This is a genomic window from Saccharopolyspora sp. 6M (assembly GCF_020176775.1).
GTDB classification, from domain to species: domain Bacteria; phylum Actinomycetota; class Actinomycetes; order Mycobacteriales; family Pseudonocardiaceae; genus Saccharopolyspora_C; species Saccharopolyspora_C gregorii.
This window is the reverse complement of the sequence record NZ_JAIUJZ010000179.1, coordinates 1-16,623: the sequence shown is the minus strand read 5'-3', so window position 1 is coordinate 16,623 and position 16,623 is coordinate 1. Positions and strand designations below refer to the sequence as shown.

The following is a 16,623-nucleotide window of genomic DNA, read 5'->3' as shown; positions in this document are numbered from 1 at the left end:
GGTTCAGGCGGGGGTGGGGGTGCCGGTGGAGCCGTCGTTCCACTCGTCGCGCAGCGTCTTCGCGCGGTCGCGGCTGACGTGCAAGGTGGTGCGGATCGACTCCGCCGAGGCCGGGTCGACGCGGCCGTCTCGGTGGGCCTGGCGCAGCTCGTCGCGCAGCTGCTCCATCGACCGCGACCGGGGGTGCCGGGTGGCCTTCACGCGCCCGGTCTTACGCGGAGCGGGAGGGGTATCCCGTCGCTGATCAGAGGCGGTGTCGGGGGTCTCCTCGACCGGCACCGCGGGAGGGGTCTCCCGAGGGGTCTGCGGGGCGTCGCGCAGGTACTGCTCGACCTCGTCGGCCAACTGCGCCGCCCGGTCGATGCCGGAGGGGTCCGGGGCGTCGTCGCCGAGGCCGGGCGCGGTGGTGCGCTGAAGCCGGGCGCGGCCGGTCATCGAGCGGCGCAGAGTCACCGTGGCGGGGGCGTGCAGCCCCACGACCCGGCCGTGCTCGTCGACCCGGCCCACCGACTGCCGCAGCGCGGCACGCTCCATCCGCGCCGCCCGCCGGGCGGCGATCCGCTCGCGGCGGGTGCGGCGGGTCCGGGTGGGCCCGGCGGTGATCAGCTGGTGCACGATCACCCCGCCGATCGAGACCAAGGCCATCACGACCGCCGCACCCAGCCCGCCACCGGGGAGGGTCAGCCCGTGGGTGAAGTTCAAGACCCCCGCCACCGTGGCGAACGTCCACACCCCCACCTGCAACGCACCGGCGGGCTTGCCCTCACGGCGGGCGGCGTGCGCGGCGACCGCGAACGCCCACATCGATCCCTCCGAGAACAGCGGCAACCCCCAGCCCAGAGCGGGGCCGAAGATCTCGGCGCCGTAGTCGGCCATCGCCGACCACGCCAGCACCGCCGGGACCAGCACAATCACGCCCATCAGCAGCTCGATCGGATGCCCCGCCAGCCACACCCGGACCTCCCGGACCCGTGCACGGCGGGCAGCGGCGGCAGCCTCGCGCTGCTGGTGAGCCTGCTCCCGCTCGGCGCGGCGCTGCTCGCCCTGGGCGGCCAACACCGTGGCCTTGCCCTCGGCACGCAGCTTCTCCGCCTCAGCCTTACGCAGCTCGGCCTCACCACGAGCATTCGCGCGGGCGGCCTTGGGGTCGTAGTAGACGCTCATCGCTGGGTCTCCTCTCGCGGATGGCGGGGACGGGTGACGGTGCGGACAGGCTGCGGCGGGATGCGGGCGATCCAGCCCAGAAGGCGCTCGGCGGTGCGGTCGAGCACGTGCACACCGAAGGCCAGGGCAACCGCCGGGACCCGCACCAGCACCGCGACGGTGAACAGCGCCGCCACCCAGAACGCGCGTGGTGCGGTGTAGGCCCGCAGGTAGTCCAAAGTGGAATTCACGACGCCACCCCCGAACCCGCCGGAAGCGCGATCGACTGGAGACGGCGGGCCTGCTCGGTGTGGACCTCGGCGGCGGTAGCGGCCGCGCCCAGCAGCGGCGCCCACCCCAGGTGCTCGGCGAGCCGGGAGTAGGCCGCGGCCAAGCGCCCCTCGGCGGCGGCGAGCGCGGTACGCCCGGCCTCCTGCGCGACGACATCAGCCCGGGGCACGCGCCGGGACACCGCGGCCAGATAGGCCGCGTGCGCCGCTGCCACTTCGGCGGCGATCTCACCCGGCACGGTGATCCGCACCGGTCGCTTGCGGTTTAGCATCGGAGGTCTCCTGTCGATCGTCAGGTCGGTAGGTGGGGCCCGGCCCAACAGGCACTCGTGGTGGAGGAACTGTTGGGCCGGGGCGCCGCTAGCAGCGGTCGTCGAGGTCCCGGAGCCGAGCGAGCAGCCGGTGGGGATCACCGGCCACGCCGTGGCGGATCGCCGCCGCTTGCGGCGACGTGCTCGGCCAGGGCGCGGACACGCACATGGCGGTGCCGGTCGGCAGCAGGGGCGAACCGTCGGCCAGCCCGCGCAGGCTCAGCCTCAGAAACGGGTCGTCGCCGCGATACACGCCACGGCTCATGTCCACGATCCGCATGTCCTCGGCCCACCGGGTCAGCACCGCGGCGCGCTCCCCGTCCGGGGCGTCGAGCATGAGGAACACCGCGTTGTACTGGGGGTCGTAGGACGCGGTGACCGCGCCATAGCCGAGCAGCCCCGCCCGCAGCTCCAGCTTGGGCAGCTGTTGAATGGACATCCTGATCTCCTCTCGGGTGGTTCGTCGGTGTGCTCCGGTCACTGCTCGCCGGACTCGCCGGCGGCGTGCTGCTCGGCGCGGTCCGCGCGGGTTTCGAGGCCTTCGGCGCGGTACTCGTAGCGGCTGAACGCCGCGTCGAACGCCGCGGCCAGGGGCGACCACACGTCCTCCCGTTGCCCGGCCAGGCCGTAGGCGTCGGAAAGCAAGCGCGCCGCCACACCCCACGACCGCAGGTGCGACGGGCGCACCTCGCGGCGCTCGTCCGCGGCCAGCCACGCGTCGGACGCGGCGCTGTAGGCCGCCCAGCCGTCGTCGATCTGCTCGGCCAGGTGCGAGGGCACCTCGACCAGGCGGGTCGTCAACACTCGGTGCGCCTTGGCCAGCACCTCGTGGTGGTCGAACGCCAACGGGCCGTTCAGCGCTTCCGACAGCGGCACCCACCGGGCGTCGCGGGCGTCGTCTCCTGCGACCGGCGCCGGCACGTGGTCCAGCAGTGCGCCGAAGGCCACCGACACCACCCGGCCCCGCGGATCACGGTCGGGGTCGTCGAACACCCCGACTTGCGTCAGGTTCGCGGTGTGCAGGCCGGTTTCCTCCCGCAGCTCCCGGGCCGCGGCCTCGGCGAACCGCTCGCCCTGGTCGACGTAGCCGCCGGGCAGCGCCCACGACCCGGCGAACGGGTCCCAGCCGCGGCGGATCAACAGCACGTGCGGCATGTGCTTGTGGTGGGCGATCAGAACGATGTCGGTGGTCAGGTGCGCACCGGTGATCTCAGACATGAGTGTCCTTTCTCGACTTCGAATTCACAGCGACGCTTGGTAGGCCATGACCTGCTCGTCTGCGGCACGAACCTGTGTCACGGCCTGCGTGATCAGGTCGCTGGCGGCTGCGTAGCGCGTCAGCGCCTGGCGGACCTCGTCCCGCACCGAGCCCTCCGTGGCCTCCCGCAGCACCGCCCGGACCGTCGAGACGAGGTATTCCGCGTCGGAGAGCCCCAGCGCCGCGTTCCCGGAAGTGTGCAGCGACTGCGACAGGAACTGGTGAACCTGCTCAACGTCGGACATGACGAAACCTCCTGGTCAGCGGGTGGTGATGTCGCCGGACCCGGTGCGCAGCCCGGAGCGGTCGAGGTGGATGCCGGGGGCGGCCGTGGCGGCGATGTCGCCGGAGCCGGTGCGCACCCGCAGCGGGGCGTGAGCGGCCAGGTGCACGCGGACGTCTCCGGAGCCGGCGCGCAGCGACGTGGTCCGGGTCGCGGCGCGCACGGTGATGTCCCCAGAGCCGGTGCGGGCGTCGAGTTCGCCGGTGCGGTCGGCGACGATGTCACCGGAGCCGGTTTTCACGGTCGCGACGGTGGCCTCCCCGATGCGCACCGAGCCCGAGCCGGTCGTGGCGCGCAGCAGCGTCAGCGGGCCGCTGGTGGAGATCTCCGCCGAGGCCGCGTCCAACTCGACCTGCTGCCCGCCGGGAACCATGACCTCCGCGATGACGCCACCACCGGCGCCGGTCACCACCGTGGCGCCGCCGGTGATGACGGTTCCGCCGGAGATCGTGATTCCCGAGGACGAACCGAAGACGACGTGCGTGTCGCCAGCCGTGAACACGCTGGTCCCGCTGCGGTGCACCACCGTGCGCGCCGGGGCGTTCGTGGCCGGGACGGTCACCGACAGCAGGTCGCCGAGCTGGGAGACCGCGGTCTGCTCGATCGCCTCGACCGCGTAGGTGTCGGACGGGTCCTGCGCGGTGAGCCGGACCTCGGCGTGCTCCACACCGGGAACCGCGGTGACCCGGATGCGCCCGGCGGGCAGGCGCAGCCGCAGCCGTCCCGGGCCGGAGTGCAGGTGATGCGTGATGGTGCGCGACATGAAGGGGTCCTTTCTGGACGGTGTGAGTCAGAGCTGGGCGGCGTAGGTGCGGATCTGGTCGGCCGACACGGCCAGCTGCCCACCCGCGGTGTGCACCGCGTCACCGGTGACGCCGTACTGCGCCAGGACCTGCTGAACCTCGTCGCGGCTGGAGGACTGGGCGACCTGGGCCACCGCCTGCCGCGCGCCATCCACAGCGCGGGCGGCTTCCGCCAGCGCGTGCTGGGCCTGCTCGGTCATCTCCACAGCGCGAGCCAGCACACCGCGGATCTCGTCGATGCCGGACATGGAAGAACCTCCAGAGGAAGTAGGGAGCGAAGGAGAACTACGAGGAGCGGGCACCGCCGGGGCGGGTGTTGCCATCGGACGGCTCGGCCGGGCACGCTCCATCGCGGCGAGCACCGCCGCGCGGTCCATCCGCCTGGTACGGCCGAGTTCGTCGGCCACGGCGGCGATGTGATCCCAGTCCTCACCGACGATCTTGTTGGCCAGATTCAGCCCGTTTGCGATCACCTCGTCCGCAGGACGAGTCGTGCGATCGGCGCTGCCGAGGATCGAGGCCGTGTCAAACGCGGCCTGCCAGGCGGCATCGACCAGATACGTCTGGGTGTGCAGCCCGTTACGGCGCTGCCAGGCGATTTCCGAGGACACCCCGGCCATCGCCATCGTCGACCAGGTCGCCAACGGAATGCCGTTCGAGTGATCCCAGTCCACCGTCCCGCCACGGATGGTCGGCGAACCGGACAGATCCATTTCGTCGTTCCGGATGACCGCCTCGGTCATCTGCGCGCCCAGCGCCTCACCGACCACGGCATGCGCTGCCTCGTGCACCGCCGTCAACTCCGCGCGCTGCCGATCCGAGATACCCAGATACGTCCCGAAACTGAGCACCGGACCGTGCCGGTCAGCCAGGCGATACAAGCCGGACAGGCACGCCTCACACGTCATGGTCTGTACCGGGTCACGCCACGCACGGGTGTCCTCCGGGCGCCAGCCACCCGTGATGATCCGCTGCTGGCACGCCGAACACATCGCATCCGCCCGCGAACACTGAAACGGCGCCATCATCACCACCCCGCCTCAGCACCCGGCCGTGACCAGGGCAGCCACGAACAACCACACCCAATGCCACGACTGATCCAGCACGTACGCGCCAGTACCCAAGTGCGGGTTGTCATCCCGACCCGACCGCGGCGCACCGAGCCGGTAGAACTCGCCCCGGCCGACCGCCTCAGCCAGCCCCGCCAAGGTGTGACGCCGATCCGCCCAGTAGTGCGTGACCGCACTGACCACCTGGCCCAGCACGAACCCGACCGTGCTGATCGGCAGGCCCAGCACCACCCACAGCAGTGCGACGGTTCCGGCGGTCGCGGCGGTGTAGGACAGCACGTGCTTCGCGCAGGCGACCCGGCCCAGCCAGTCCGGGCGGCCCTTGTTCTCCGCCTGGTGCGAGGTCTGCAACCAGTGATCAGCGACGTGGTGCGCGACCAGCAACGCAGGTAGAACGGCAGCGAACGTCACCGCGGAGTCCAGCCCCATCACGCGACCTCCCCGAGCTCCACGACCCCACCGCCGGCGCGCAGCCGCTTCCGCTCGATCGCCGTGGTGCCACCCCAAATCCCCGGCTCACCGGTCCGGAGCGCGAACTCCAAGCAGGACTGCCGGATCGGGCACCGCCCGCAGATCCGCTTCGCTCGGCGGATCACGCCGACGTCCGGACCCTGCCCGGGCATGAACGCCTCCGGGTCCGTCTCCGCGCACTCCGGCGCCGCCCCGAACTCCGAACCCGGCAACCGAGACAGCAGCCGGTAAAGGTCGTCGCCGCGGTCGATGCGCTGCTTCGCGGTGCTCACGCGACCACCCCCGCCGCCGACACCCGCGTCGACTGCACCCGCCGCGCGTCCTGACGACGAGCCCGACGCTCCGCCCGCCGCAGCTGCACCTCGTCCATCCCCGGACCACCCAGCACACCCCGGCGCTGCGCGTCCTCGGCCTCCTGCGCCGCCTGCGCCAACAACTCCAGGTCGGACAGCTCCGACTCCGGCATCTCTGACACCTCGATTGCGCTCTGGATGTTCATCTCGTTCGTGCTCCTTTCCGTCTGACTCGCTAAATCTAACGCTAGATCTAGCGCTTGCAAGAGCTACTGGTGGGTAACTTCGGGCTTGGCTGGGCGTGCCGCTGGCTCCAGCGCTACGGAAATCGCTAGAATTTGCGCAGATCAGACCAGCTTTAAGGGGTAGCTAGTGGGCGAAGACTGGGATGCGGTCGCAAGCGCGATTAACACCCGAATGGAGCAACTGAGCCTGAGCCAGAGCGGACTCGTGAACCGATCTGGAGTCAGCGCTGCGACGCTACGAAAACTCCAGCGGAACTACCCAGGCGGCAAGCCGAGGACGCGCACCCTGGAGGACGTCTCCAGGGCACTTGGCTGGCCCCCGGGACACCTAACGCAGGTACTGAACGGTCACGGCTCAGCAATCCCGGACACCGGTCCTGAAGCTGAGATCGCAGCACTCCGCGCCGAAGTGGCAGAACTGAGATCCCGGGTCGAGGCCATCGAGTCCACTAGTTCGCAGCCTGACTGAAGAAGGTAGCCAGGCCGTCCACTGCTCCACCGAACAGCCCGAGGACGTTGCGGACGAGCTGAGCAGCCTCCACTGGCTGCTGAACAACGAATGCGAGAACGGCGAGCATGACGAGCGCACCAATCAACTTGGGAAGCATGCCACCGCCACTAGTGGGCATTCCTGGAAAAGTCTGCTTAGCCATTGGTCTCCCCTTCCGTCGCTCCGCCCCGTTGGCGAAGTAGCTACAGATTCGCCGCAAAAGAGGGGACGGCTTCACCGCACAGCGGGACGACTAGGGACGTCCACTGCTAGCGTCAGACGTCCCTAGTCGTCCCAGACGTCACGATCAAGGAGCTTCATGCCCAACGATCGCCTGCGAGACGCCCTGCTCGGCGTTGGCATGTCCCCGGAGGACCTCGCCGACGCCGTCGGGGTCGACCCGAAGACGGTGTCGCGCTGGATCAGCGGGGGGCGGGCGCCGTACCCGAAGCATCGCTATCGAGCTGCCGCAGCACTTCAGCGAAGCGAGCAGTACCTGTGGCCCAACGCCGTCTCGCCACACAAGTCCGACGAAACAAGTCACTCCGAGATTGTTTCCTTCTACCCACACAGGGGTGGCATTCCACCCGAACTGTGGGATCAATTACTGGATAGAGCATGCTCCCGGATCGACATGCTCGTTTATGTCGGAATGTTCATGACCGAAAAGCCCAATCTGCTCAATGAGCTTAAGGACAAAGCGGGGACGGGCGCCAAGATACGCTTGCTATTCGGGAACCGAGACAGCGACGCAGTCATACAGCGCAGTACCGACGAGGGCATCGGAAGAGGAACCATTTCCGCCAAGATTGACCACGCGGTAGCACATTTTCGCCCGCTACAGTCGACACCGGGCGTTGATATCCGCAAACACGGAACCATCCTGTACAACTCCATTTATCGGTTTGACGATGAAATGATCGTCAACCCGCATGTGTGGGGGAAAATTGCCTCACATGCCCCAGCGTTCCACTTGCGCCGCCTATCAGGAGGAAGCCTTTTTCAGACTTACGCGGACAGCCTTGACGCCGTGTGGGACCAATCCGACTCGATTGAATCTTGGTGAAACCTTGCCCAAAAAAGACTACTTTGATGACCCGGAGGCACCCGTCGCCAATAGCCTCGTGGTGGCAGTGGCTGCGATCGTGCGGGACGAACTCGGCCGACTCTTGATGATCGAGCGCGCCGACAACGGGCTGTGGGCGATCCCAGGTGGAGCACAGGACCTCGGAGAAACCACCCGGCAAGCCGCGATACGCGAGGTGCGCGAGGAAACTGGAGTCGAGGTCGATGTCACCGACGTGGCTGGGATCTACTCCGACCCGCGTCACGTAATAGCGTACGACGACGGCGAAGTCCGGCAGGAGTTTTCAATTGTATTCCAGGCGCGCCGAATCGGCGGAGTCGAGAAAACTAGTTCAGAATCCCGGCAGGTGCATTGGGTTGAACCTGCCGGGATAAACGACCTGAACATTCACCCTGCAATGAGGATGCGGATAGAGCACGCACTGGAGGGTCGCACGGTACCCTACCTAAGCTAGCCCTTGCTCACCCTCAACCGTTCGGCCGTGCGATCGACCGCACCCAACAGCACAGGCTCGGCAGCCGTGATGAAATCAGTTACCAAATGCCCTCGTCCGTAACGTTTCTTAATTTCCGCAATCCGATTCCGTGCAGTCGTCTCTCGCCCATCAGGCGTGGTCGTCAGATCGCAATACCACAATGCGTCTCGAACTGTTCCTTGCTCGTCCGTGTACTCGGCCAGCTCATCCGAGAGGCCTCGAAGCCCCGCTTCAAGCTCAGCGTAGGAGTGGTGTGCAACTAAGTGAACGAGGCGACGTCCAGCACCGATGTTCGAAAGGAAGTTGGCGCCGTCGAGTGGGTGGAATTCGGTGTGCGCGATGTCCGGCGCGTACCCCACGTCGTGCAGGACGGCGGCAGCTTCGAGCAAGGCGGCATCGTCACCGACCACGGCACGCAGGCTTCGAGCGCGACTTGCCACGCCCTGCACATGGGACCACCGACGGGGTAGAGCGGTGGCCAGCTTCGCTTCGGATGTTGAGAAAGCCCACGAGACCAGGGCCGGGCCAGTCTGCGTCGTCGGTACTGAACGGTCGGACCGGTAGGTCATCTGGAAGCTACCTCCAGGTGTGAGTGAACACGGGCCGTCGGATGAGCGTCACGGAACCGATCCTCCCAGCTCCGCCACGGACAATCCACGTACAAAACCTCACCTCAGTGCGCGAGAGACACGTTCTGCGCTGCGGAAACAGGCTGGCAGGCTTCAGCCCTCCGGAGGCAGGTGTCGCAGGTTCGAGTCCTGCCGAGGGCGCCCGACAAAAGGACGAGCAGTCGATGCTCGTCCTTTTTCGCGCGCTGAAGCGAAATTGCCTGCCGGGTCTTACTTCTCGGCCGCGACGCGGAGCACGTTGCGCACCATCCCGCCGAAGACCACGCCGTGGAACGGCGCCACGAGCCACCAGTAGAGGTGACCGGCCAATCCGCGCGGGACGAACACCGCACGCTGGCGGTAGTGCGAACCACCCGTGCCGTCCGGCTCCACGGTGAACTCCAGCCACGCCCGCCCCGGCAACCGCATCTCCGCGCGCAGCCGCAGCAACCTGCCCTCCACCAGCTCTTCCACCCGCCACCAATCGAGCGCCTCGCCGACCCGCAACCGCTGCGCGTCCCGGCGCCCGCGCCGCAAACCGACTCCGCCGGAGAGCTTGTCCAGGGCACCGCGCACCGCCCACAGCAGCGACGAGGAGTACCAGCCGTGCTCCCCACCCACGCCTTCGACCACGCGCCACAGCCGTTCCGGAGCCACCTGGCTACTGCCTTCGCGGACGTCCGCGTACACGGTCCCGCCGGACCAGGCCGGGTCCGAGGGCAACGGGTCCGAGGGGGCGTCCGACGGCGCCGCATCCGACCAGCGGGTCTCCACCTCGGCGTTCCGGACCTTGCGCAACGCCAGCTGCACCGAGCGGTCGTAGCCGGTAAGGCCGCCCGCCGGCCGCGGCACCAGTTCGTCGATGTCGTCCTCGGAGCAGACCGCCTCGTGGATCAGCGATTCGATCAGCGGCCGCCCGACGCTCTTCGGCACCGGCGTCACCACGTTGATCCACTGGGCGCTCAGCCACGGCGTCAGGACGCCCACCGACAGCATCCGCCGCGGCGGCAGGTCTGCCACGACCGCGTAGCGGCGCATCATCTCGCCGTAGGTCAGCACGTCCGGGCCGCCCACATCGAACGTCCGGTTGATCGAACTCGGCAGCCGGGACACCTCGACCAGGTAGTGCACGACGTCACGCACCGCGATCGGCTGCACCCGATTGGCCACCCAGCGGGGGGTCACCATCACCGGGAGCCGCTCGGTCAGGTGTCGCAGCATCTCGAAGCTCGCCGAACCCGAACCGATGATCACCGCGGCTTGCAGGACCACCGTCGGAACCCCGCTGCGCAGCAGGACCTCGCCGACCTCCGCTCGCGAAGCCATGTGCTCGGACAACTGCTCCCCCGCAGGATGCACCCCGCCCAGGTACACGATCCGCTGAACCGACGTCTCCCGCGCCGCCTGCCCCATCAGCAGCGCCGCACGCCGGTCCCGGGCCGCGAAACCCGACTCGGCCATCGCGTGCACCAGGTAGTAGACGACCTCGACACCGTCGCAGGCGGCCGTCACGTCCCCCTCGCGCAGCAGGTCGCCGCGGACCACCTCCACCTGGTCCCGCCAGGGCACGTCGCGCAGCTTCTCCGGATTCCGGACCAGGCAGCGGACCTGCCGCCCGTCCTCGAGCAGCCGGGGGACCAACCTGCCGCCGACGTACCCGCTCGCTCCCGTCACCAGACACACCATGGGCGAAGCCTGCAGCTCGCCCACCGCCCCCGCACTCCGACGGGCCGGTGCGATGAAGGGAACCTTCCTGCCACCGGTGGCAGGAAGGTTCCCTTCATTCGATGATCATTGCGGCCTGTGCGCCACACCCCGGACTTATTGAAAATGAGAGTCATTGTATTGTGGCCGCGGCGCACCGGGAGTCGCGTTCGCTCGCGACTCAGGCGCGAGAGCCCGATGGAGAGCACATGGATCACCAGGAAGAGCACCGGATCGGCGAGTACGCGGTGCGCCGCGCCCGCCCGGAGGACGTCGAAGGCGCGCGCCGGGTCATGCTCGACACGTTCTACAAGGAGTTCGGCCACGGCTACCACGCCCGCTGGCACTCCGACGTCGTGGACATCGAGGGCGCGTACCTGAAGAACCCGCGGCACGCGCTGTTCGTCGCGGTGCGCGACGGCGAGGTCGCCGCGACCACGGCGATCCGCTCCGGCGGCCCGCGCTGCCCCCCGCACCCCGAGTGGCTCGCGGCCCGGTACGGGGACGGCAGCACCGCGCAGCTGTTCCGGGTGTACGTGGACCGGCAGCACCGCCGCAACGGCCTGGCGAGCGCGCTGGTGTCGATGGCGTGCGACTTCGTCGCCGACACGCCCGAATATTCGACGATCTACCTGCACACGAATCCGGCGATCGAGGGTGCGGCGCCGTTCTGGCGCAGCGCCGCGACGGAGATCTACGACGCCCGGGAGGACTCCCGGTACAGCCCGAGCGTCCACTTCGAGATCCCGATCCCGGGCCGGTCCTCCGCCCGCCCAGGGGAAGCCGCCTTCGCGTTCCCGGACGTCGATTACGCCGGGTGATCTCGGCTGCGAGATCGTGTGGCCCCGTTCCTACCCGCTCGAGTGATGCGAACGCGCGTTCGACGGGGAAGCATGGAGGCATGTCCCCCTCCAAGCACCTCCCCGCTCGGCGACACCGCGAACTTCCCGGCCTAGGCCTGGCTGATCCGGCTCGTCGCGGCCTCGACCAGCGCGCTCGTCATCGGGTGTCGTGGCGCACGCAGCACTTCCGAAGCAGCGCCCTGTTCGACGATGCACCCACCGTCGACGATCAGGACGTGCTCGGCGAGATCGGCCACGACCCCGAGGTCATGGGTGATCAGCACCAAGGCGCACTCCGCGGTCCGCTGCAGCTCCTTGAGCAGGACGAGCAGCTCGGCCTGGGTGACGGTGTCGAGCCCGGAGGTGATCTCGTCGCAGATCAGCACCCGCGGTTCGGCGAGCAGTGCGCGCACCAGGGCAGCGCGTTGCAACTCACCCCCGGAGAGGGAATCGGGCCGCCGTGCGGTGATCTCCGCGTCGAGGCCGACGCGTTCGAACCACTCCGCCGCCCGTCGCCGCGCCTGCTGCCGGTCGACCCCGCGGAGCCGTTCGGCGGTCCGCGCTACCTGGTCGAGCACGGGCGCGAACTCGTTGAACGAAGCGCGCGCGTCCTGGAAGACGTACTGAACGTCGGCCAGCTGCTCCCTGCTGCGCCCGCGCAGGCGCGCGGCCAGCGGTATCCCGTCGAGCACGATCGTCCCTCGCCGCGGCGGGTGCAGTCCGGCGAGGCACCGGGCCAGCGTCGTCTTGCCGCTGCCGGAGCGGCCGACCACGGCGATCCGCCTGCCCCGGCCGACGTCCAGCGACATCCCGTGCAGCGTCTCGACCTTCCTGCCCCGGCCCCGGTGACCGACGACCAGGTCGTGCGCGGCGAGAACCGGCGGTTCGCAGTCGTCCTCGGCAGGTGCCAGTGGCGCTCTGGTGTCGGGCTGGGATTCGACGAGCAGCCGCGTGTAGGCGTGCTCCGGGGAGCCGAGCACCGCCGCGGCCGGGCCCGATTCGACGACGGCTCCGCCACGCATGACCAGCACCCGGTGCGCCAACTGCCGCACCACGTCGAGGTCGTGGGTGAGCAGCAGCACAGCGATGCCCTGGTCCGCGAGACCGCGCAGCTCTTCGACGATTTGGGCGCGGGTCAACGCGTCCTGCCCGGTCGTCGGTTCGTCCGCGATCACCACGGCCGGATCGCAGACCAGCGCTTGGGCCAGCACGATCCGCTGCTGCTGTCCCCCGGAGAGCTGGTGCGGGTAGCGGTCGAGCAGCGCCTGCCCGTCGGGGAGCTGCGCCCGGCGCAGCGCAGTGGTGACCCGGGCCCGCACCAGTTCCTTGCGCTCGGAGCGCGCGACCGGCCCCAGGTGGCGGCGAGCGATCTCCCGCAAGACCGAACCGACCCGCCGCACCGGGTTCAACGCGGCCGCGGGGTGCTGCGGGATGTACCCGAGGTGCCCCGCCGCCGGCGGCCGACCCGGACCGACCGGGTGCCCGGCCACGGTGACCTCACCGTCGACGCGCGCCCCGGTCGGGTGTTCACCGAGCAGGGCGAGCCCGGTCGTGGTCTTGCCGCTGCCGGATTCACCGACGAGCGCGGTCACCTCACCCGCTGCCATCGCGAACGAGACATCGGACACCAGGGGCCGGGAATCGAGCGAGACGTTCAGCCCGCCGACCTCGACGACGTTCACGCGCGCACCTCTCGCCGTTTCCTGCGCAGCAGCTGGTCGAAAGCCAAGTTCACACCCACCGACAATGCCACGATCAGCAACGCGGGCAGCACGACAGCCCACGGCTGCAGGAACAAGCCCGTGCGGTTGCGGTCCACCATGGCCGCCCAATCGCTGGCCTGCGGAGACACCCCCACACCCAGGAAGCTCGCCGAGGCGACGAGGTAGATCGCTCCGGTGAACCTGGTGCCCGAGTCCGCGGCCAGCGTGCGCGCCATCGCGCGCACCACGTAGCCGAGTCCGATGCGAACGCGGCTCTCCCCCTGCATGCGCATGGCCTCCACGGCCGGACGTGCGGAGAGCGAGAGCGTCGAAGCCCTGGAAATCCTGATGACGTCCGGAAGGTTGATGACGGTGACGATCGCGACCAGCACCCAGCCGACGTTCGGTGCGGCGGAGGCCAGCAACAGCAGCAGGAGCATCGAAGGGATGGCGAGCAGGACGTCCAGCGGCCGCATCACCACCTCGTCGACGAACCTGGCCCGGTTCATCCCGACCGCCACGCCGATCGGCACGGCCACGGCGTACGTGCACACCGTGGCGGCCACGGCGACCAGCACCACCGAGCGACCGCCGAGCAGGACTTCGTTCCACACGTCCCGGCCGACGAAGTCGGTGCCGAACAGGTGGCCGGCGCCGCTGCTGAACGCAACGTCCTTTGCCACCGCCCCCGAAGCGAACAGCGGGCCGAACACGGCCAGCAGCAGCGGCACGGCGATCAGGATGCCGGGAACCAGCACCCCGGGCCTGAGCAGGCTTCTCATCGGTCGTCCTCCGCGGCGGGAGCCAGGATCCGGGCGACGATGTCCGCCACCAGGTTCACCAGGACCGTCACGACGGCCAGCACCAAGGACAACCCTTGCACCACCGGCAGGTCGCGCGCGGACACGGCATCGATCAACGTGGTGCCCAGCCCTGGGATCACGAAGATCGCCTCCACGACGATGACGCCGCCGATGAGCCAGTCCGTCGTGCGGGCGAGTTGCTGCACCGCGGGCACGACCGCGTTCGGCAGCGCGTGCGCGAACTGCACCCGCAGCGGCGAGAGCCCGGCTCGGCGCGCCTGCTGGACGTACCCGGACCGCAACGCGTCGATCATGCCGGCGCGGACCAGCCTGCTCAGCGAGCAGATCGGGCGCAGCAGCAGCACCAGCACCGGCAGCACCAAAACCGCCGGGCGGCTCAGCAGCCCGCCGCCGCCCACGGCGGTCGGCGGCAACCAGCCGAGCTGAACGGCGAACACGGTGACCAGCAGGATCCCCATGGCGAATTCCGGAACCGAGTACAGACCGAGCGTGGTGGAGGTGATGAGGCGATCGGTGAGCCGGCCTTCCCGGTTCGCCGCCAGCACGCCGAGTCCGAGTGACACCGGCACGATCAACGCCAAGGTGAGCGCCGCCAGCAACAAGGTGGGGCCCACGGAAGAGCCGATGATGTCCAGCACCGAACGCGGACCCACCAAGGACCGGCCGAAATCTCCTTGCGACGCCGCGAGCATCCAGCCACCGAGGCGTTCCCACACCGGCGCGTTCAACCCGAGCTGCTCCCGCAGCAACGCGATGACCGCCGGGTCCGGATCGTCCCCGGCGATGGTGACGGCCGCGTCACCGGGCAATGCCTCGATCAAGAAGAACACGACGACCATGACCAGGAGGACCTGCACGAACCCCAGCAGCACTCGCCGGGCGATGTAGCCCGGAATGCTCACCCCAGCCACACCTTGTCGAAACGCGCCCAATCCAGGGTGTTCGCGGGGGCACCGTCATCGATGCCGCCGACCCTGCTCGCCGACGCCACGATCCAATCCGACACGCCCCACCACAGGAAGCCGCCCTCCTCGAAGAGCGTGCGCTGCATCTCCCGGTAGAGCCCGGCGCGCGCGTTCTCGTCCGAAGTGGACTGTGCCTGCTGGTAGAGCGCGTCGAACTCGGGACGCTGCCACTTGGTGTTGTTCGTCGTCGAGCTCGACAGCAGCCGCTGCGAGAGGTGCGATTCGATCGGCATCGCACCGGACCGGTAGCTGACGATGGACCCCTGCTCGCCGATGTCCGACCAGTAGGTGTCCTTGTTCCCCAAGGTCACGTCGATCGTGACGCCCGCGAGCTTCGCCTGGTCGGCGAACGCCAGCGCCGCTTCCCGCAAGCCGGGAGAGGCTTCGGAGGTGAGCAGCTCGACCCGCAGGTTCTCCGCGCCCGCACGGCGCAGCAGCTCTTTCGCCTTCGCCAGGTCCTGCCGCCGCTGCGGGAGCTCAGCGTCGTAGTACTGGTAGTTCTTGCCGAACAGGTCATTGGCCACCTCTCCCGAGCCCTGCAGCACCGAACGGACCAGTTCTTCGCGGTCGACCAAGTGGAAGAACGCCTGCCGGACCTCCAGTCGATCGAACGGGGGCCGGTCCACCTTCATCGCCAGCGAGTGGAAATTGCTCAGCGGTAACCGGTGGATGTTGATCTGTCCCGCCGCCTCGTGGCTGCGGGCGGTGGTGGCGGTCAGGTCGTGCGCGTAGTCCGCTTGATCACCCAGCAGCGCGTTCACCCGGGCCGCTTCGTCGTTGCTCACCAGAATTTCGAGCTCGTCGAGCAGCGGCGCGCCCTCCCAGTAGTTCGGATTGCGGGCGACGAGGAAGCTACGCCCCGGTTCGAACGAGGTGAACCGGAACGGGCCCGAACCAACGGGGCGCTCGAAGTTCTCCGCGTCCTCCGGAACGATGTAGGCGCCCAAGGTGGCGAGCGCGTTCGGGAACTCGGCGTACGGCCGCTTCAACCGGAACTCAACGGTGCGGTAGTCGATCGCGCGGCTGCCCTGCAGGTCGATCACGGAGAGACTCGCCTTAGCCCGTCGAGTGCTGTCCGGACGCAGGATGCGCGCGTAGCTCGCCAGCACGTCAGCGGCGCGCACCGGCCGTCCGTCGTGGAACGTGGCCTCGCGCAGCGGTACCCGCCACGTCCGCAGGTCCGGACTCGACTCCCACCGCTCGGCCAGCCGGGGTTGCGGGGACATGTCGGAGCCGTAGTCGGCGAGCTTGTCGAACAGCGCCTTGGCGCGGGCCACCTCGGCGTAGAGGTTCGTGGCGTGCGGGTCCAGCACCTCGTCGGCTCCGCCGCCGGGGAACACCGCCCGCAACCGGCCGCCCGGCTTCGGCGGGCCCGCGGTCGAACCGGAGCCACCCGCCGCGCAACCCGACATTCCCACGAATGCGGCCGCTGCGGTGAGTCCCAGGAAACCCCGCCTGGTCACCGCCCCGCCGGTGGAAGAGCCAGCAGCCGATCCGTCGGACTCCATGCGCGGTTCTCCATTCCGTCCCATCACCTGCAACGCCGGCGCAGCCCACCGCAACACCAAAAGAAAACGATAATACTTTTCAAGAACTCCAAGCAAGCGATCTTCCTCACGTCGCGGGGGGGGGGGGCGGGGGGGGGGCGCCGGGGGCGGGGGGGGGGGGGGGGGGCCCCCCCGGCGCCGGGGGGGGGGGGGGCGGCCGCGGGGGGCCGCCCCCCCCCGGCCCCCGGCGCCGGCGGCGGCGGGGGGGGGG

At 69.3% G+C, this 16,623-nt stretch carries 21 protein-coding genes; 3 read left to right on the top strand and 18 right to left on the bottom strand.

Features of this window, described 5'->3' with window-relative positions; all coding sequences use genetic code 11:
- Positions 1-3: 3 nt before the first annotated feature.
- From LCD31_RS21690 to LCD31_RS21635, 12 genes are all read right to left on the bottom strand, one after another.
- A complete protein-coding gene (locus tag LCD31_RS21690) occupies positions 4-1,164 on the bottom strand; it encodes a DUF2637 domain-containing protein (RefSeq protein WP_224960666.1) in 1,161 nt (386 codons plus the stop codon).
- On the bottom strand, positions 1,161-1,394 hold the full coding sequence (locus LCD31_RS21685; protein WP_224960664.1) for a hypothetical protein: 234 nt from the start codon (positions 1,392-1,394) through the stop codon (positions 1,161-1,163). The genes LCD31_RS21690 and LCD31_RS21685 overlap by 4 nt, the downstream gene beginning before the upstream one ends.
- Entirely contained in the window at positions 1,391-1,705 is a 315-nt protein-coding gene (locus LCD31_RS21680) for a hypothetical protein (RefSeq protein ID WP_224960662.1), read from the bottom strand. Before LCD31_RS21680 ends, LCD31_RS21685 begins: the two co-directional genes overlap by 4 nt.
- An 88-nt stretch (positions 1,706-1,793) precedes the next feature.
- The gene (locus LCD31_RS21675) at positions 1,794-2,183 is read right to left on the bottom strand and encodes a hypothetical protein (protein ID WP_224960660.1); all 390 of its coding nucleotides are present in this window, start codon (positions 2,181-2,183) and stop codon (positions 1,794-1,796) included.
- Positions 2,184-2,221: 38 nt separating this feature from the next.
- A complete protein-coding gene (locus LCD31_RS21670; protein WP_224960659.1) occupies positions 2,222-2,962 on the bottom strand; it encodes an NUDIX hydrolase in 741 nt (246 codons plus the stop codon).
- Positions 2,963-2,986: 24 nt separating this feature from the next.
- Entirely contained in the window at positions 2,987-3,247 is a 261-nt protein-coding gene (locus tag LCD31_RS21665; protein ID WP_224960657.1) for a hypothetical protein, read from the bottom strand.
- Between the two features lie 15 nt (positions 3,248-3,262).
- Positions 3,263-4,048 (bottom strand): DUF4097 family beta strand repeat-containing protein, encoded by a 786-nt coding sequence (locus LCD31_RS21660; RefSeq protein WP_224960655.1) that lies wholly within the window; start codon positions 4,046-4,048, stop codon positions 3,263-3,265.
- Positions 4,049-4,075: 27 nt separating this feature from the next.
- A complete protein-coding gene (locus LCD31_RS21655) occupies positions 4,076-5,122 on the bottom strand; it encodes a hypothetical protein (RefSeq protein WP_224960653.1) in 1,047 nt (348 codons plus the stop codon).
- A gap of 6 nt (positions 5,123-5,128) precedes the next feature.
- Positions 5,129-5,587: a DUF3307 domain-containing protein gene (locus LCD31_RS21650; RefSeq protein WP_224960651.1), complete on the bottom strand. Its 459-nt coding sequence runs from the start codon at positions 5,585-5,587 to the stop codon at positions 5,129-5,131.
- Positions 5,587-5,901, bottom strand: coding sequence for a WhiB family transcriptional regulator (locus tag LCD31_RS21645; RefSeq protein ID WP_224960649.1), 315 nt, complete (start codon positions 5,899-5,901; stop codon positions 5,587-5,589). Before LCD31_RS21645 ends, LCD31_RS21650 begins: the two co-directional genes overlap by 1 nt.
- Entirely contained in the window at positions 5,898-6,095 is a 198-nt protein-coding gene (locus tag LCD31_RS21640; RefSeq protein ID WP_224960647.1) for a hypothetical protein, read from the bottom strand. Before LCD31_RS21640 ends, LCD31_RS21645 begins: the two co-directional genes overlap by 4 nt.
- A gap of 521 nt (positions 6,096-6,616) precedes the next feature.
- Entirely contained in the window at positions 6,617-6,820 is a 204-nt protein-coding gene (locus tag LCD31_RS21635; RefSeq protein WP_224960646.1) for a hypothetical protein, read from the bottom strand.
- Positions 6,821-6,976: 156 nt separating this feature from the next.
- On the opposite strand from LCD31_RS21635, the gene LCD31_RS21630 reads away from it, so the two are divergent.
- Both LCD31_RS21630 and LCD31_RS21625 read left to right on the top strand, forming a co-directional pair.
- On the top strand, positions 6,977-7,723 hold the full coding sequence (locus tag LCD31_RS21630) for a DUF5919 domain-containing protein (protein ID WP_224960643.1): 747 nt from the start codon (positions 6,977-6,979) through the stop codon (positions 7,721-7,723).
- A gap of 4 nt (positions 7,724-7,727) precedes the next feature.
- Positions 7,728-8,198: an NUDIX hydrolase gene (locus LCD31_RS21625; protein ID WP_224960669.1), complete on the top strand. Its 471-nt coding sequence runs from the start codon at positions 7,728-7,730 to the stop codon at positions 8,196-8,198.
- Here the strand turns inward: LCD31_RS21625 and LCD31_RS21620 are convergent.
- Positions 8,195-8,668, bottom strand: a complete 474-nt coding sequence (locus LCD31_RS21620) for an HD domain-containing protein (protein ID WP_224960668.1) — start codon at positions 8,666-8,668, stop codon at positions 8,195-8,197. The genes LCD31_RS21625 and LCD31_RS21620 overlap by 4 nt on opposite strands.
- 390 nt (positions 8,669-9,058) lie before the next feature.
- Positions 9,059-10,513 carry an SDR family oxidoreductase gene (locus LCD31_RS21615; RefSeq protein ID WP_224960641.1) on the bottom strand — a complete coding sequence of 485 codons (1,455 nt, stop codon included), beginning with the start codon at positions 10,511-10,513 and terminating at the stop codon, positions 9,059-9,061.
- A gap of 227 nt (positions 10,514-10,740) precedes the next feature.
- Here LCD31_RS21615 and LCD31_RS21610 point away from each other — a divergent pair, with 227 nt between their 5' ends.
- Positions 10,741-11,352, top strand: a complete 612-nt coding sequence (locus LCD31_RS21610) for a GNAT family N-acetyltransferase (RefSeq protein ID WP_224960639.1) — start codon at positions 10,741-10,743, stop codon at positions 11,350-11,352.
- 131 nt (positions 11,353-11,483) lie between these two features.
- Here LCD31_RS21610 and LCD31_RS21605 read toward each other — a convergent pair whose 3' ends face one another.
- From LCD31_RS21605 to LCD31_RS21590, 4 genes are read right to left on the bottom strand one after another with little or no spacing between them, the layout of a single operon-like run.
- Positions 11,484-13,055 carry an ABC transporter ATP-binding protein gene (locus LCD31_RS21605; RefSeq protein WP_224960638.1) on the bottom strand — a complete coding sequence of 524 codons (1,572 nt, stop codon included), beginning with the start codon at positions 13,053-13,055 and terminating at the stop codon, positions 11,484-11,486.
- Positions 13,052-13,858 carry an ABC transporter permease gene (locus LCD31_RS21600; RefSeq protein ID WP_224960637.1) on the bottom strand — a complete coding sequence of 269 codons (807 nt, stop codon included), beginning with the start codon at positions 13,856-13,858 and terminating at the stop codon, positions 13,052-13,054. The genes LCD31_RS21605 and LCD31_RS21600 overlap by 4 nt, the downstream gene beginning before the upstream one ends.
- Positions 13,855-14,802: an ABC transporter permease gene (locus LCD31_RS21595; RefSeq protein ID WP_224960636.1), complete on the bottom strand. Its 948-nt coding sequence runs from the start codon at positions 14,800-14,802 to the stop codon at positions 13,855-13,857. The genes LCD31_RS21600 and LCD31_RS21595 overlap by 4 nt, the downstream gene beginning before the upstream one ends.
- On the bottom strand, positions 14,799-16,328 hold the full coding sequence (locus tag LCD31_RS21590; protein ID WP_224960635.1) for an ABC transporter substrate-binding protein: 1,530 nt from the start codon (positions 16,326-16,328) through the stop codon (positions 14,799-14,801). The genes LCD31_RS21595 and LCD31_RS21590 overlap by 4 nt, the downstream gene beginning before the upstream one ends.
- Positions 16,329-16,623: the final 295 nt, after the last annotated feature.

Bases quoted from the DNA above. Each gene is read 5' to 3' on its own strand.
- LCD31_RS21690 (WP_224960666.1), bottom strand. From the start codon at position 1,164: ATGAGCGTCTACTACGACCCCAAGGCCGCCCGCGCGAATGCTCGTGGT.
- LCD31_RS21680 (WP_224960662.1), bottom strand. From the start codon at position 1,705: ATGCTAAACCGCAAGCGACCGGTGCGGATCACCGTGCCGGGTGAGATC.
- LCD31_RS21675 (WP_224960660.1), bottom strand. From the start codon at position 2,183: ATGTCCATTCAACAGCTGCCCAAGCTGGAGCTGCGGGCGGGGCTGCTC.
- LCD31_RS21670 (WP_224960659.1), bottom strand. From the start codon at position 2,962: ATGTCTGAGATCACCGGTGCGCACCTGACCACCGACATCGTTCTGATC.
- LCD31_RS21665 (WP_224960657.1), bottom strand. From the start codon at position 3,247: ATGTCCGACGTTGAGCAGGTTCACCAGTTCCTGTCGCAGTCGCTGCAC.
- LCD31_RS21660 (WP_224960655.1), bottom strand. From the start codon at position 4,048: ATGTCGCGCACCATCACGCATCACCTGCACTCCGGCCCGGGACGGCTG.
- LCD31_RS21650 (WP_224960651.1), bottom strand. From the start codon at position 5,587: ATGGGGCTGGACTCCGCGGTGACGTTCGCTGCCGTTCTACCTGCGTTG.
- LCD31_RS21640 (WP_224960647.1), bottom strand. From the start codon at position 6,095: ATGCCGGAGTCGGAGCTGTCCGACCTGGAGTTGTTGGCGCAGGCGGCG.
- LCD31_RS21635 (WP_224960646.1), bottom strand. From the start codon at position 6,820: ATGGCTAAGCAGACTTTTCCAGGAATGCCCACTAGTGGCGGTGGCATG.
- LCD31_RS21630 (WP_224960643.1), top strand. From the start codon at position 6,977: ATGCCCAACGATCGCCTGCGAGACGCCCTGCTCGGCGTTGGCATGTCC.
- LCD31_RS21615 (WP_224960641.1), bottom strand. From the start codon at position 10,513: ATGGTGTGTCTGGTGACGGGAGCGAGCGGGTACGTCGGCGGCAGGTTG.
- LCD31_RS21610 (WP_224960639.1), top strand. From the start codon at position 10,741: ATGGATCACCAGGAAGAGCACCGGATCGGCGAGTACGCGGTGCGCCGC.
- LCD31_RS21600 (WP_224960637.1), bottom strand. From the start codon at position 13,858: ATGAGAAGCCTGCTCAGGCCCGGGGTGCTGGTTCCCGGCATCCTGATC.